This is a genomic window from Emticicia sp. TH156, from assembly GCF_002855535.1.
In the GTDB taxonomy this organism is placed as follows: Bacteria; Bacteroidota; Bacteroidia; order Cytophagales; family Spirosomataceae; genus Emticicia; species Emticicia fluvialis.
The window spans coordinates 354899-370763 of record NZ_PKRS01000001.1; the positions used below are offsets into that span (position 1 = coordinate 354899).

At 42.1% G+C, this 15865-nt stretch carries 13 protein-coding genes; 6 read left to right on the forward strand and 7 right to left on the reverse strand.

Annotated elements, in window-relative coordinates; translation table 11 throughout:
* Positions 1 to 57: 57 nt before the first annotated feature.
* The 6 genes from C0V77_RS01555 to rpsL all read right to left on the reverse strand — a co-directional run bounded on the left by C0V77_RS01555 (position 58) and on the right by rpsL (position 5013).
* Positions 58 to 993 carry a hypothetical protein gene (locus C0V77_RS01555; protein WP_101724549.1) on the reverse strand — a complete coding sequence of 312 codons (936 nt, stop codon included), beginning with the start codon at positions 991 to 993 and terminating at the stop codon, positions 58 to 60.
* Positions 994 to 996: 3 nt separating this feature from the next.
* The gene (locus tag C0V77_RS01560) at positions 997 to 2352 is read right to left on the reverse strand and encodes an MBOAT family O-acyltransferase (RefSeq protein WP_101724550.1); all 1356 of its coding nucleotides are present in this window, start codon (positions 2350 to 2352) and stop codon (positions 997 to 999) included.
* Between the two features lie 4 nt (positions 2353 to 2356).
* The gene (locus C0V77_RS01565; RefSeq protein WP_101724551.1) at positions 2357 to 3589 is read right to left on the reverse strand and encodes a cytochrome P450; all 1233 of its coding nucleotides are present in this window, start codon (positions 3587 to 3589) and stop codon (positions 2357 to 2359) included.
* Positions 3562 to 3804, reverse strand: coding sequence for an acyl carrier protein (locus tag C0V77_RS01570; protein WP_101724552.1), 243 nt, complete (start codon positions 3802 to 3804; stop codon positions 3562 to 3564). The genes C0V77_RS01565 and C0V77_RS01570 overlap by 28 nt, the downstream gene beginning before the upstream one ends.
* A 218-nt stretch (positions 3805 to 4022) precedes the next feature.
* A complete protein-coding gene (gene rpsG, locus C0V77_RS01575) occupies positions 4023 to 4490 on the reverse strand; it encodes a 30S ribosomal protein S7 (RefSeq protein ID WP_101724553.1) in 468 nt (155 codons plus the stop codon).
* A 109-nt stretch (positions 4491 to 4599) separates the two neighbouring features.
* Entirely contained in the window at positions 4600 to 5013 is a 414-nt protein-coding gene (gene rpsL, locus C0V77_RS01580; protein ID WP_101724554.1) for a 30S ribosomal protein S12, read from the reverse strand.
* A 268-nt stretch (positions 5014 to 5281) separates the two neighbouring features.
* Between rpsL and C0V77_RS01585 the strand changes: the two genes are divergently transcribed.
* The 5 genes from C0V77_RS01585 (at position 5282) to C0V77_RS01605 (ending at position 11817) form a co-directional block, all read left to right on the forward strand.
* Positions 5282 to 6148 (forward strand): ThuA domain-containing protein, encoded by an 867-nt coding sequence (locus C0V77_RS01585; RefSeq protein WP_101724555.1) that lies wholly within the window; start codon positions 5282 to 5284, stop codon positions 6146 to 6148.
* Between the two features lie 171 nt (positions 6149 to 6319).
* Positions 6320 to 9481: a PVC-type heme-binding CxxCH protein gene (locus C0V77_RS01590; protein WP_101724556.1), complete on the forward strand. Its 3162-nt coding sequence runs from the start codon at positions 6320 to 6322 to the stop codon at positions 9479 to 9481.
* A gap of 259 nt (positions 9482 to 9740) precedes the next feature.
* Positions 9741 to 10172 carry a hypothetical protein gene (locus tag C0V77_RS01595; protein WP_101724557.1) on the forward strand — a complete coding sequence of 144 codons (432 nt, stop codon included), beginning with the start codon at positions 9741 to 9743 and terminating at the stop codon, positions 10170 to 10172.
* 480 nt (positions 10173 to 10652) lie between these two features.
* Positions 10653 to 11144, forward strand: a complete 492-nt coding sequence (locus C0V77_RS01600; RefSeq protein WP_101724558.1) for a TlpA disulfide reductase family protein — start codon at positions 10653 to 10655, stop codon at positions 11142 to 11144.
* Between the two features lie 58 nt (positions 11145 to 11202).
* Entirely contained in the window at positions 11203 to 11817 is a 615-nt protein-coding gene (locus tag C0V77_RS01605) for a thioredoxin family protein (protein ID WP_101725018.1), read from the forward strand.
* A 68-nt stretch (positions 11818 to 11885) separates the two neighbouring features.
* Here the strand turns inward: C0V77_RS01605 and C0V77_RS01610 are convergent, their stop codons facing one another.
* On the reverse strand, positions 11886 to 13397 hold the full coding sequence (locus C0V77_RS01610; protein ID WP_101724559.1) for a choice-of-anchor I family protein: 1512 nt from the start codon (positions 13395 to 13397) through the stop codon (positions 11886 to 11888).
* Between the two features lie 283 nt (positions 13398 to 13680).
* On the opposite strand from C0V77_RS01610, the gene C0V77_RS01615 reads away from it, so the two are divergent.
* Complete coding sequence (locus C0V77_RS01615) at positions 13681 to 15822, forward strand: DPP IV N-terminal domain-containing protein (RefSeq protein WP_101724560.1); 2142 nt, start codon at positions 13681 to 13683, stop codon at positions 15820 to 15822.
* Positions 15823 to 15865 lie beyond the last annotated feature (43 nt).

A 15865-nucleotide genomic window follows, 5' to 3' on the forward strand; every position in this document is an offset into this window, starting at 1 on the left:
GGCATCAGGCTATCTGCCAGCCAAATCTAAGTGCTTCAAACTTCATTCATGGCAATTTCAATGAGGATGACTCATCATTGAATTGTGTTTTCTGATAAGCTCTTCTGTATAAAGTTTTGCGCCCTTTTCATTTAAATGAATAAAGTCTCCCAAATATGTATTGTTGGATATGCTGCTTAGAAAATCTGAAGTGTAAATCCACTTGTTTGCTTCCGGAATGGCATGGTAAATGGGCATTAATTCCTTTTTATCTTTGGCAGCCCGTATGTTTAGGGGCAATACAAATACAATTTGCACATTTTTTTGTTGTCCCTTTTGTATCAATTCGTTCAGCAAAGCCAGATACCTGCTCTGCCAAATAACTAAAGGCATTGCCACCTGTTGCATATCAGCACTATCAACGAACGTGTTTTGGGTACCTGTATAGGTGGTTTTCCATCTGGCAAAACCCAATTCCTCTGTTCTTTTTCGCTTAGAATTTACATTGGCTAAAAGTTCTCCTTTTACGTTAATCAATGAGAAAAAAATGCTCTGAAATTCGTTCAGGTCTGCCCCAATTGCTAATCGGTTTTTTAATATGCCCCATAAATCGTTGTGGGTATTAAAAACATAAAAATAACCTGGCGGAAGCGCCCGGTAATCAGACAACTCAATAAAGACGCGGCTACCCGGGGCAAGCCACGGAAGTGTTTTCTCTGCCAGACTACAATTATACAGTATGCTTGAGCCAGACAAACCCAGATTGTAAAAATTGAATTGAGGTATTTCTGATTTCAGCAAATCAGTATCTATACTTGTTTGCATACGGCTGGAGCCTATAAACAGTGTTTTTGGCTGGTGGTTGTCTGCCTCAATATATTCTGCAAGGTTGGCATTGGCATTACTGAATGCAGACATTACTTTTGAAAAACCCAGCATAACCAGCAGCAGTAAGCCCAGTATGAGACAATAAGCCAGTAATTTACCTAACGAAACATTTAATGAACTTTTCATAGCTTAAAACTGCATGTAATACGCATCTTCGTTATTGTCAGAACCAAAAATCAGGATACAGGCCGTCAGCAATATATAAATGAACCATCTGTTGCGCACGCTAAGTGTACCCAGGTACTCTTCAATAGGTTTTTGTCCGGCTTTTCTGTAAATGTAATCCATAAGAACAAAAAACGGACTTATATACAATATCTGCTTTACAATTACCAGATACGAGCCTGCAGGTATAACATTACTTGATACCAAGGCTTTTACTGATGCTCCAAGGTCTGGAGTTCTAAAGACAATAGCCACAAAAGAGGCAACACCTACGTGGTAGAGTGTACCGAGAATTGTTGCGCAGGTACCAGGTTTTAAACCCAGGCGTTTGCGCAGTTTATCTTCGGTTAAAATCCAGGTGCCATTCATGAAGCCCCATAAAACAAACTTCCAGGACACCTCGTGCCAGATACCAATCAATACAAATGTAACCATCATAGCCAAGTCTATCTGCCATTTTTTTCTTGCCTTTCCTGCAATTCTATAAAACACGTAATCTCTGAACCAGTGATTAAGGGTAATATGCCAGCCCTCCCAGAATTGCCTGCGTGAGCTTGAGGCATAGACCCTGCCCCGGAAGTTTTGTGAAAGCTTAATGCCAAATATATGCGAGGTGCCTCTTACTATGTCAATGAAAGAGCTGAAGTCGCAATAGAGATACAAAAAAAAGAAGAAGCCGCCAATAATTACATAAAACCCCTTGTAGACATCTGGTGAGTCTATGATAATAGCAACCAGTTTGCCCAGATACTGCCCTAAAACCAGATTCTTGAAAATGCCCCAAAGAATAAGCCTGAAACCCAAAGAGAAATTCTGGTTAGATAAACCTACATTATTTCTGAACTGAGAAACTACTTTCTTATACCGATGTAGCGGCCCTGCCGATATGTATGGAAAATAAAGCAGATAAAGCAGCAATAATCCATAATTTGTTTCAGGTTTAAGGTAGCCTTTCCTGATATCAAAAAGATAACTCAGCCCATTAAAAGTAATGTAAGAAATACCAATGATAACAAAAGGTAATGGCAAACCCGCTTTGGTAAAAAGACCTAATTTCTCTAGCAGCAAGAACGACAAAGCCATGGCTATTATGCCATAATAGGTTACGTTCCTTTTTGTTTTTTCAATAGTTTTCCCTCCAAAAAAAACAACAAGGGAAAACATAAAAATGGGTATAAACGCCCATTTAGCAACCATAATATAAAACAGTACACTACCAAGCAGCAACACTTTCCAGTTTTGTCCGGGCTTGTTTAATAACAAAATACCTGTTACCACCAACAAAACAAACAGTAGAATCAATAAAATACTGACAGCCATCCGCTTATATTTTAACGCTCCATAAGTTCTTTACACCTCTCATAAAAATAGCTTTTTGCCATTCAACCTCTGTACTTTCATCCAGCTTGTAGTTTTTCAACACTCCGGCCAGAGGCTTCAGTAAAGCCCTTAGTTCAATTCTGGCAAGTCTGGCTCCCAGGCATGCGTGAGTACCGCTACCAAACGCCAGATGAGGGTTATAGCTGCGGTTGGCCACTATCTGGTCAGGATTCTCAAACACCGCCTGGTCATAGTTAGCAGAAGCAATACAAAGATAAATTCTTGAGTTTTCCGGAATCAGATGCCCGCCTATTTCAATAGGCTTTGTATTGATTCTGATTGTATATTGCTGCGGAGATGCAAAACGGAACAACTCCTCTGCCAGAATGTTTATTTGTTTGGCATCGGCACTAAGAATGTAATCCAGCAATTCCGGATTCTTAAAAAACTCATAAACACTGGTGCTGATGGTATCAACGGTAGTTTCAACAGAAGCAAAAAATAAGATAATAGCCAATGAAACCAGCTCGTCAACCGTAAACAGATTTCCCATTTCTTCATTGACCCGCAAAAAATTTCTGACCAGAGCGCTATCTGCAAAATTGATATCATCAAAATCTTTCCGGATGGTAGAAAACAACCAGGCCGCATCGGCATTATAATCCTGGTATTGCTTTACAGACTTGTATAAGTCCTGTGACCTGGCCAACGATTGAGATACTTGTTTCAGGTGTTCGAAAGATGCCCAGTCTCCATTCAGAGGCTGATAAAGCGAAAGAAAAATAAGTGAGGGCAACACAGAGGCCACATGCGCCATATCAAGCCGGTCTTCTTCAAAAAACCGACTTATCCATTCGTTCAGGCAACTGTTTACGATTTCATCCAGATCATAGCATTTCAAAACTTTTTCAACCAATTCGCGGGCAACACTGTGAGCGTCACCGTCCAGATACATAATCCATTTTCTGGTGGCTTTCGATAAAAAAGGACATTGGCTGGTGTTTTTCAAAAGCACCGGCTCTTTTTTTTCAAAGAAGCCGGATAAATCTGCAGTTAGGCAGGTCTGGTCTCTCAACAATTGCTTTATATGCTCATATCTGAACAAGACCCATTCGGATGCCGAAACCTGCTGTACAGGATTAAACGCCAGACACGCATTCAGATTTGCGTAGGGGTTTTTGAAATACTCGGCCGTTGCGGGTGTCCATTTTATGATTTTTGGCGGCTGAGTATCCATTCTATTATCTCATTTATGGTTTCAAATTCGCTAAAGATGGTAGGTTCAATATAAAACCCCACAAAATCCTCAAGGTCCTGAGAAAGGGATACTAAAGAAATAGAATCAAGGTGATATTGTTCAATAGGAATGGCAAGAGATACTTCGTTTTGTTTTTTACCAAGTTCTTCTGCTATTTTTTTTTCAAACCAGATAGTGAGTTCTTCTTTTGTCATGATTAATTACAAATAATGTGGAGTTCTGTCCCGAAAAATGATTTACTTTTTAGTCAAGTTTACAATAATACTCAAAATTGAATATAGCTCAAATAGCTGCTTAGCAAAACCTGCAGCACCTCTTATATAATCACTATACTATTAACTGTATTTATGCAAAAAAAGCCGCAGGCACCTGACGGAACCTGCGGCTTATATGTGAGCGCTTCTGATTCTTATCAGAATCTGAAGTGCGAGAACGCTTTGTTTGCTTCTGCCATACGGTGCGTATCATCTTTTTTCTTCACTGCTGCACCTTCACCTTTTGAAGCGGCAATGATTTCACCTGCCAGACGCTCTGTCATGGTTTTCTCTCCACGCTTACGTGAATAGTTAATCAACCATTTCATTCCTAAAGATTGTTTACGCTCCGAACGTACCTCTGTAGGTACCTGGAAAGTAGCACCACCCACACGACGGCTCTTAACCTCAACCGCAGGTGATACGTTGCTCAATGCTTTTTTCCAAAGCTCTAAGCCGTTTTCTTTTGTACGTTTTTCTACAAGGTCAAGTGCACCGTAGAAAATACTGTAGGCAATACTTTTCTTGCCGTCGTACATCAGGTTATTTACGAATTTTGTTACTACTACGTCTCTGAATTTAGGATCAGGTAATACGTAACGTTTTTTTGGTTTTGCCTTTCTCATTGCTTTTTAATAAGGTTTCGTTTTTACAACTAATTCACCCTGGTCTACCAGGATTACTACCCCGTAACTAAACGATTTGCCGTAGTGACGGTACTAAACATGAATGCGATTATTTTTTCTTGCCGCCTTTTGTTGGAGCTGCCACCTGACCTGGTTTAGGACGTTTAGCACCATATTTTGAACGACTTTGTTTACGATTGTTCACACCCGAAGTATCAAGGGCTCCACGAACAATGTGATAACGTACACCCGGAAGGTCTTTTACACGACCACCACGAATCAATACGATTGAGTGTTCTTGCAGGTTGTGTCCTTCACCCGGAATGTAGGCATTTACTTCTTTCATGTTACTCAAGCGAACACGGGCAACTTTACGAAGCGCCGAGTTTGGTTTCTTTGGAGTCGTAGTGTAAACACGAGTACACACGCCACGACGTTGCGGACATGAGTCAAGTGCCGGAGACTTTGACTTCCAAGTCATTTGCTCTCTACCGTTTCTTACTAATTGTTGTATAGTAGGCATTTTGTCTTGAAAATTATTTTTTCGTTTAGTTACTAATTTCCTAAATAGGGCTGCAAAGGTACAGAGTGTTTTTAAAAAATACAAGAATATTTTAAAACTTTAGGCAAAACCCGCATTAATTATCAAGTATTTATATATGAACGCCCTCTAAGCCTGTTTTAAAACCCGAATTTTTAATATACCGTGTTACTGAATGATATTATTCAAAAATATGTAAATTGCATTCATAATATTCAAACCTCTTATACCTAATTAAACCTGTTCTACTATGGCCAAGTCCATATTATCCACCATTCTATTGTTTGCACTGTGCCATTTAGCCTTCAATAACGCTAAGGGTCAGTCAAAAAATGCACCCTTGATTGTATTTGTAGCCGGCGACCACGAATACAGTGGCGAGCACACCCTGCCGCTGATTGCCGCCGAACTCGAAAAAAATTACGGTTTCCGTACCAAAGTGCTAAAATCGTATCCCGACCAGAATGCCGAAAAGGATATTCCGGGTCTGGAAGCCCTGAAAGATGCCGACCTGGCGGTGTTTTATCTGCGCTGGCGCCAGCTGCCCAAAGAACAACTGGACTACATTGAAGCTTACCTTAAAACTGGCAAACCGGTTATGGCCTTCCGCACTACTACCCATGCCTTTAATTATCCGAAAGGCCACGAGCTTGAAAAATGGAATGCTTTCGGTGAATTTGCGCTAAATGCGCCTCCCGGTTGGGGCGGTAAGGCAGGCCATACCCATTACGGGCATGAGAGCAGCACCGATGTAACGGTTATTCCTGCTGCAGCCAAACACCCGATTCTGACTGGAGTAGCCTCCGGCTTCCATGCCCGTTCGTGGTTATACCGGGTTTTACCCGACTACCCAACCAAGGGTTCTGAATGGCTTTTGATGGGTAAATCAGTAAACCCGGATAAAGCCGCTATTGAAAACCCTGTTGCCTGGACAGGCACCAATTCTTTCGGAGGAAAAGTTTTTATGACCACCCTCGGCCATCCGGAAGATTTTCAGGTAGAGCCATTTCAACGATTAGTGATTAATGCCATTCATTGGGAATTAGGCAAAAAAGTACCTAAACAATGGAAAGGCAAAATTGATATTAATGTGCCTTACCGCGGCATGACCAAGTGATTTTATAAAATCAAATGACTTTAACTACAACCCCATCCCCAGCCCTTCCCCATTGTTGGGGAAGGGGGCTAAACCCCTCTCCCCATTGTTGGGGCGACCGTCGCACGGAGAGGGATTTAGGGTGTGGGGTTGTTAGCTTCTTTACTCCATAGCATACCCTCCTAAAAACTCATGAAAATAAACATAAAATTACTCATTGTCTTTTTTGTACTGGTGGTTTTTGCCATCAGTTCATTTCAGATAAGCCCGCCACCTCAAACATTAACGGTTCAGAAAGATGCACACATAGCGCTGATTGGCGGCAATCTCGGCTCAAGAATGATGAACTACGGCCTCTTTGAAACAGAAATGCATGTGAGATACCCCGATTACTCACTGTTTATCCGAAACATGTGCGATGGTGGAGACACCCCCGGTTTCAGGCCGCATGCGAGCCGTAATTTACCCTGGGCGTTTCCGGGGGCTGAGAAGTTTCAGACAGAATATGCTAAAAATTCAGATAGTGAAGGTCATTTTGAAACTCCCGACCAATGGCTCACTCGCCTGAAAACAGACATTATTATTGCTTTCTTCGGCTACAGCGAGTCATTTCAGGGTAAAGCCAATCTGCCAACGTATAAGGCTGAATTAGATGCCTTCATTAAATATACCCTCAACCAGAAGTACAATGGCAGTAGCGCCCCGCAGTTGGTAATAGTATCACCCATTGCCTTTGAAGACCTAAGCGGCAAATACGACTTACCCAATGGCGTAAAGGAAAACGAAAACCTTTTACTATATACCAAAGCCATGAAAGAAGTTGCAGATGCCAACAAGATTTTGTTTGTAGATGCGTTTACACCTTCAAAAAAATGGTATGACACCACCCGTGAATTTTTAACCATTGATGGTTCACAGCTAAACGAAGCCGGTTACAAAAAACTAAGCCTGCTACTGACTGATGCCATTTTCGGCAAAACACCTGCCAAAGCAGAGGCTAACCGGGGTTTAATTCTGAATGCCGTAAAAGAAAAGAACTGGATGTGGCACAACGATTATAAAATACCTAACGGTGTGCATGTTTATGGGCGCAGATATAATCCGTTCGGGCCTGATAACTACCCGGCAGAAATTGAGAAAATCCGTCAGATGACCGACATCCGCGATGCAGCCATCTGGCTGGCGGCATCAAAAGGAGAAAAAATGGATGTGGTCGCTGCCGATAAAAAAACTAAAGTTTTGCCTCAGGTAAAAACCAACTATAATCCTGAAAAGAACGGAAGCCTTACCTACCTGTATGGTGCCGAGGCCTTAAGCAAACTGAAAGTACCTGCCGGATATAAAATTGAACTCTTTGCTTCTGAGCAGGAGTTCCCAGACCTGGCCAAGCCGATGCAGATGTCATTCGACAATAAAGGACGCCTTTGGGTGGCAGTAATGCCGAGTTATCCGCATTACAAACCCGGCGACACCAAACCTAACGATAAGATTATTATTCTGGAAGACACCAATAATGACGGCAAAGCCGACAAAGAAACCGTTTTTGCAGACAGCCTGCACCTGCCACTGGGTTTTGAGATTACCCATGAAGGCGTATTTGTATCGCAGGGCACTAATCTGAAATTATTTACCGACACCAACGGTGATGACAAAGCAGACAAGGTAGAAATATTGCTTAGCGGTTTTGACGACCATGACACCCACCATAACAGCCATGCTTATACAGTTGACCCATCAGGTGCCATCTATTCAGGAGAAGGTGTGTTTCTGCACACTAATGTAGAAACCTCTTATGGAACCGTGCGTGCCACCAACGGTGGTTTTTACAGATACAGCCCGCAGTTGCGTAAACTGGAACGTACCGCTCAATTATCAATACCTAACCCCTGGGGTATTGCTTTTGACGACTGGGGGCAGCCATTCTTTGCAGAAACGTCAAGCCCGGATGTGCGCTGGATGATGCCGGGCAGTGTATTGCCCCGTTACGGAGAGTTCACCCACAAAAGTGTACAACTAATAGAAAAAGACCACATGGTACGCCCAACTTCCGGATTAGAGTTCGTGTCGAGCCGCCATTTTCCAGATGAAGTACAGGGTGATTTGCTAATCAACAACACCATCGGCTTCTTAGGTACCAAAATGCATAGCATGGTTGACGACGGCACGGGTTACAAAAGCAAACACCGAATGGATTTGATTGTGAGCGAAGACCGCAATTTCAGGCCGGTAGATATGGAGTTTGCGCCGGATGGCTCTCTTTATGTGATAGACTGGCATAATATTCTGATTGGCCACATGCAACACAATGCCCGTGACCCACTACGCGACCACATGCACGGTCGTGTTTACAGAATCACTTATCCGTCAAGACCATTGGTAACCCCGGCTAAAATTGCCGGAGCCAGTGTAGAAACGCTATTGGAAAACCTGAAACTGCCTGAATACCGCACCCGCTACCGTACCCGCCGTGAACTTAGAGGCAGAAACGCAGCAGAAGTACTACCCAAAGTAACCAAATGGGTGGCAGGTCTGGATAAAGCCGACCCTCGCTATGAGCATCACCTGTTAGAAGCGCTTTGGGTTACCTGGGGGCTTGATAAAGTTGACCAGAAGCTACTGCGCCAGTTGCTAAAAGCCAAAGACTACCATGTAAGAGCGGCCGTTGTGGAGGTAATCCGGTTTACGGGCCATCAGGTGCCAGACCAGGCAGCCTTGTTAATGCAGGCGGCAAAAGACGACAACAGCCGGGTTCGATTGGGTGCCATAGTGGCTGCCTCATGGATTGGTAAAGAAAAAGGTTTACCTATATTGGCAGAAGCTAAAAAGAAACCGTTAGACGACTGGATGATTCATGCCTGCGAAACAGCGGTGGCACACCTGAACGGCGAACCTGTGAAGAAGGCCAAAGAAGTGGCGGCAAAAACCACACTGAAAGGTGCAGATCTTGAATTGTTTAACACCGGCAAAGCCATTTATGCCAAAGAAGGCTATTGTACTACCTGCCACCAGCCGGATGGTAAAGGTCTGACAGCCTCGGGTTTCCCGCCACTGGCAGGTACCAACTGGGTAACCGGCAATGAAGAACGCGCCATTAAGATTGTGTTGAAAGGCTTGTTAGGGCCAATAGAAGTAAACGGCAGGAAATACCCGGGTCAGGTACCTATGACTCCATTTGAAGGATTACTGACGGATAAAGAAGTAGCAGCAGTGCTTACTTATGTACGTAATTCTTTTGGAAACAATGCACCACCCATTAATCCTGATAAGGTAAAAGCAGTAAGAGCAGCAGTTAAGAATCAGAAGGATATCTATAATGCCTCAAAACTTCTGGCTGAGCATCCCTTAGAAAAATAAAGAGTTGAATTGATAGCAAATACCCTGTCAAATTTTCGGATTTGCCAGGGTATTTGTTTTTACATTGATATGAAAATCCTTTCTTTATATTTAAATCTACTTGGAGCCTACTTTTATTAAGTGCGGCTCGTATGATTCACTACCTGACGCTTCATGAACAATGACCAATAACCAACAACCTGGTTTCAGATTGGTATAACTTTTCCTTATCACTTGTAATTTTTATTTATGGTTACCTGATTGGTACGAATCAGAAAATATGGGCTATTATGGAGAAATACAGGGTGCCTCTGGCATTTGTGGGTATTTTCATTGTTGCATTTCGTTTGTTTATGATTCCATTTCCGGAAGTATTCCAGAAGATGGGCCTTACATCTTACTCCTTAACAGTTTCCTGACCATAATTAGCTTATGGACAACCATTCTGGCTATTTGCGGCTTTGCGCGGCATTATCTTAATTTCAGGAATGCTTTTCTTACCTATAGCACCGAGGCCGTTTATCCGTTCTATGTTCTTCATCAGACTATCACCGTTGCCATTGGTTTTCATATTGCCGATTGGGAGATGAACACCTGGCAGAAATTGCTGATTCTGGCATCAGGCACCTTTGGATTCAGTCTGTTTATCTACCACTTCCTCATCAGGTCTTTTGATTTTATGCGGTTGTTGTTTGGAGTTAAGGCTAAGTGATTTTATTAAGATTTTTTGGTTTAGGCACAGCGTAATCTGAGTATTCATTACTCTGAGAAACTCTGTGCTTAACTTCGTGTTACTCTGTGTTAAAATAATTTAAACACTTTTTATATTCCTCTGTTGTTACTTTTTACGCAAAAAGTACCCAAAAACCTGCATCATTTAAACTCGTCCAATTAAAAATCCGTTATTTACTTCCTCATTCTTACATTCAAAACTTGATTTTTAATTGGTCTCAAACAGAAAATGATGTTTCAAGGTTTTTCATTTTAGTTGTTATTTTTATCTTACTCTTTTGAATTATTCCTTAGTTCGTATTGCATGGAAAAATAAAAAAGGTTGTTTCCATCAGCTTTTCGGGTTAAATTTGTTTACCACCTAGTTCATCAGGCACAAACCTATTCATTCTACCCCACTAAAATATCTCAATTTTAAAAACGTTTTTAGTTTATATCATGGAAATGACTCTTTCCGACCATGAAAATAACAAGATATAAATTGTTTATTCTCCTTTTCTATTCAGGATATTTCGCCACTGACCAGCAGGTAAAAGTGATTAAGTATCCGGCATTGGACAAGCTAATTAACCAGACTAAAGACAGCGTACTAGTAGTTAATTTCTGGGCAACGTGGTGTAAGCCCTGTGTAGAAGAGCTACCGCATTTCGAAAAAGTCAGTGCGCAATACAAAAATAAAAGTGTGAAGGTGGTACTGATTAACCTTGATGCAGTTGCCGACCTGAATAAAAAAGTAAAACCTTTCGTAGCAAAAAACAAGCTGAGAGCTACGACAATTTATCTTTTAGACGAGCCAGATTACAACAGTTGGATTGACAAGGTTTCAACTGACTGGTCGGGTTCCTTGCCTTTCACCTTAATTGTATCACCGGAAAACAAATCAAGAAAAAGTTTCGAGCAGCCTTTAACTCAAAATCAATTAGAAACTGCTCTGAAGGCTTTTGTTCAATAATACAAGTCTTTTGCCGAATCCGGCCATTGCTTATTGTTTAACACAATTTTTTAAAACCTTGAAAAAATCAATCTTTCTAGGTCTGTCAGCAGCACTGGTTTTAGTGCTCAGCAGTTTTCTTTTACCGGCCGACGGCTACAAGGTAGGAGATAAAGTGATGGTTTTCAACCTGAAAAACATCGACAATAAGATGGTTTCTTTGGGTCATGATGCATCAGCCAAAGGATACATTGTGGTATTTACCTGCAATACCTGTCCTGTAGCGAAAGCCTATGAACAACGCATTGTAGAATTAAACAAAACCTATGCGCCGAAAGGCTATCCGGTTATTGCCATTAACGCCAACGATGCAGGAATATCGCCTGGTGATAGTTTCGAGCAAATGCAGCAAAGAGCCATAAGCAAAAGCTATGGTTTCCCCTATCTGCTCGATGCCACACAAGAGGTAGCCAAAACTTATGGTGCCAGAAGCACCCCCACTATTTATGTAGTGAAACGTGAAGGTAATGATTACGTACTGGCTTATCATGGCGCTATCGACAATAATTCGAACGATGCCTACGCCGCCAGCACGCATTATGTGGCTAAGGCTGTTGATGCCCTATTACAAAATAAACCTGTAGAAGTAACTAGTACCAAAGCCATAGGCTGCGGTATAAAATGGAAAATGTAAGGGTATATATAGAAAAAAGGTGCTTGAGTAAGCACCTTTTTCAATTCTACAAACAGGTATATATATTATTACAACTTATTCGCTTTATAAACTTTTACTACCCCATCATTTTCACTGCTCACTACCAGCAAACTTTGTTGTATTGGGCTTTTTGAGGCAGATATGAACAATACACCTTCGGGAGCATCACCGGTTGGAAGTATTTTCACAAAAACAGGCGCCACGGGGTTGGTAACATCATAAACAGCAACCGCATCTACGCGTTCCATACCTACGTAAGCTATTCGTTTGCTGCCTACTCTGCCAATAGTAATGGCTTCCGGCTCAACTGATTTATCGTCACTTCTGGTATCATCATATAGGTTGGCATCTTTCACTTTCACATCCAGTTCATTTTTACTGTCGAAAACCAACTGTCCGGTTTGTGCATTCCATACTGAAAATGAACGTGCGCCAAGGCTATAAAGCGCATCGAAGTCTCCATCACCATCAGTATCGCCCAATGTATTGGTCAGATTCAATCTACCTAATTGTCCGTCAGCTTTTAATGCCGCCCCATTCGGGAAAGCCGTTTCATCCAGTTTCAAATCTTTCATACGTTTTACCTCTGCAAAGGCATCATATTCACGGGCATCCCCCTCATTCGCTGTGAACAAATACGGCACACCATTATGGCGTACAAATGAAATAGCATCAGGCATATAAGTACCGAACACTTTCCAACTGGCAAAGTTTATGGCATTGTCTCTATCGCTGACGTCTATCATATTTCCGGCAGCATTATAGTCTTTAAAGCCCAAAGGTATAATTTTGGTGATGGTACCTGCGGTAAGGTTAATTTCAGCAATAGCGTTATTTTCCTGCAGGGTTACCCATGCCGTTTTTGAGTCGTCGGCCACTGTAATGTATTCCGGCTCAATATCTTTTACAAAATTTTTACCCGGCCCGAAAACCCTGAACCCTTTACTTGTCAGCTCAGCCAATTGGCTGCTGAAAGCTGAAAAATTTACAGTTTTTACGGCATAGTTGTTGGCTACATCAATAATAGAAACCGAACCCTCAGGGTCGTTTGTATAAGTGGTGTTAGGCTCCCCTTCATTGGCACTTAAAATATATTTACCATCTGGGCTGAACGTAACCATATCTGGCAAGGAGCCAACAGTAATTACTTTTTCTTCTGCATAGGTAGTAGTGTTAAAAACCACAACCTTTCCGGCAGCTTGTTTGTCGGTAGACTCAATAGCAGCTGCCAGTTTACCGTTGTAGGCATCAACACTATTTACATACCCACCATACGGAGCCATGCTGATAGAGTGTATAACCGAAATGCTGGCAGGGTTGGCAAAATCAATGACATCAATTTTGTTGGTAGTTCCGTTGTTCACGGCAAACAGACGCTTACTGATGGGGTCGAAAGTGGTGATTTCGGCAGCACCCAACCCCCCCAGGTTAAGTGAGGCAATTTCTTTATAGGTGGCTACGTCTTCTTCAACTGTAAACTCTGGTGCGGGTACCTCATCTTCTTTACAGGCTACAACGGCACTGCTTACAGCCAATGCCAGAAGGATAATTTTTTTCATAAAAGCTCATTTAGTTAGGCCGCAAAAGTAGAATCGGTATATTATCGTAGTATTAATGAAAAATGAAAAAATTATAAATGCATCGGTTTTATGTAGTATTTCCGAGCCGTTGAATCGTAGTATTTAATTACCCGATTTCAGGTTACTGTATCTATTTTTTCACGAGGCTTATCTATAGATTAACCTATTCTTACCTTATCGAGTAAGATATAATGCAAAAAATGTATAATTTTAAGCAATTAAGTTCGTAGACTGTAACCATAAACTAAACACTTCATAACCCATGAAAAAAGTGATAGCGCTTCTGTTGCTAAGCAATGCTTTTGCGGTTGCCCAAAAAAAGGAGTTTGATGCAAAAGAATTAAAAGCAGACCGCACGCCAAAGAATTTTCAGCAACCTTTGCCACTGGTACAATGGGCAGACGGCGACAAGCTATCTGTTGTGCAAAGAAGTGCCGGCAACAAGAGCTTTGTTCTAGACCTTACCATCGGTAACCTGACTGAAGGCACAGCCACTGTTTCTTCAAAAATACCTCAACCCAGGTTGTCGGTTCAGGTAAAAGACAACGATATTTTTCTGAAAGACGGCAAAACAGAAAAACAACTGACCAAAGACGCTGCCGAAGAAAAAAATCCTACTTTCTCGCCCGACAGCAGCTTCATTGCCTACACCAAAGACAACAATCTGTTTACCTACAACCTGAAAACCAACAAGGAGGTCAAGCTAACCACAGACGGCACCAAAACAACCCTGAATGGCTATGCTACCTGGGTTTACTGGGAAGAAATCTTCGGGCGTGCTACGCGTTTCAGGGCTTTCTGGTGGAGCCCTGATAGCAAAAAACTGGCCTATATGCGCTTTGATGAAAGCAAAATTCAGATGTTTCCACTCTATAACAGCGAAGGGCAACATGGTTTTATAGAAGAAACAAGATACCCCAAAAGCGGCGACCCTAACCCGGAGGCTAAAATTGGTTTTGTGTCTCCCACAGGTGGAAAAACCGTCTGGGCGGATTTCAACGAAAAAGATGAACAGTATTTCGGTTGGCCCGAATGGTTGCTTGACGGCAGCGGCCTGATGGTACAATGGATTAACCGCGGAAACGACAACCTTAAAATCTATAACGTTTCTCCGGCTAACGGAAGCAAAAAAGAAGTATATGCCGAAACCCAAAAAGCCTGGATTGATATTGACGATGCCGACAACCGCCTGACATTGCTTGATGGCAACAAAGAAATGATTATTCTGAGCGATAAAACCGGCTGGAAGCAACTGTATCTTTACGGCATTGACGGGAAACTCAAAAATAACATTACCAATGGCAAATTCACTATTAAATCAGTAGAAGGTATCGACCAGAAAAACCGCGTGGTTTATTTCCATGCACGAGGCTTAGAAAATTCAGCCCGGTTTGATTTCTACAGAGTTGATTTCGATGGAAAAAACCTCAAAAGACTAACTTTTGGCGATTTCAACCATCGTTTTATTCAGCTTTCACCTGACTTCAAGTATTTTATAACAACTTATTCAAGCATCACGGCACCAACCTCAATGGCGGTTGTTGATAACACCGGAAAAATTATTAAAGACCTGGGCAGCATCAAAGGCACTGAGATGGATAGTTATAACATGGCTAAATCTGAATTACTGCGCGTTAAAAGTGATGATGGCCTGTTTGATTTGCCCATGACCATCACCTATCCACAAAATATGGTGGCTGGCAAAAAATATCCGGTGCTTATCAGCATTTATGGCGGGCCTGATGCCGGAACAGTGTTCGACCAGTGGCTATGGTCGCCCAGAACGCAATGGTACGCACAGGAAGGGCTGATTCAGGTATCGCTCGACCACCGTGCCAGCGGACACTTTGGTAAGGAAGGCGTTGCCTATATGCACCGCAACCTGGGCTATTGGGAAATGAAAGACTATATTACATTAGTGAAGTCGTTGATTGACAAAGGCATTGCAGACCCAACCAAAATCTGTATCACTGGCTTTAGCTATGGCGGCTATATGAGTTGCTACGCGCTTACGTATGGCAGCGATGTATTTACGCATGGCATGGCCGGTGGTAGTGTAACCGACTGGGGTTTATACGATAGCGCCTATACCGAACGTTTTATGGATACGCCAGCCGAAAACCCTGAGGGCTACAAAAGCAGTAGCGTAATGACCCACGTGCCTAAATACAAAGGCATGCTGCAAATAGTGCATGGCACTATGGACGACAACGTGCACATGCAAAACAGTATTCAGTTGATTGATAAGCTGGAAGAAAACAAAAAGGACTTTGAATTTATGCTGTATCCGGGCGGAAGACACGGCTGGAGAGGTAATAAAGGCCAGCATTTCGATAATCTGAAAACTAAGTTCATTTACAGATATTTAGTTGAAAAACCAGTTCCTGAGGGATTGTTGAAATAATCTGAAACAAAATTAAGGTGGCCAATAGTACATTTAAAATACT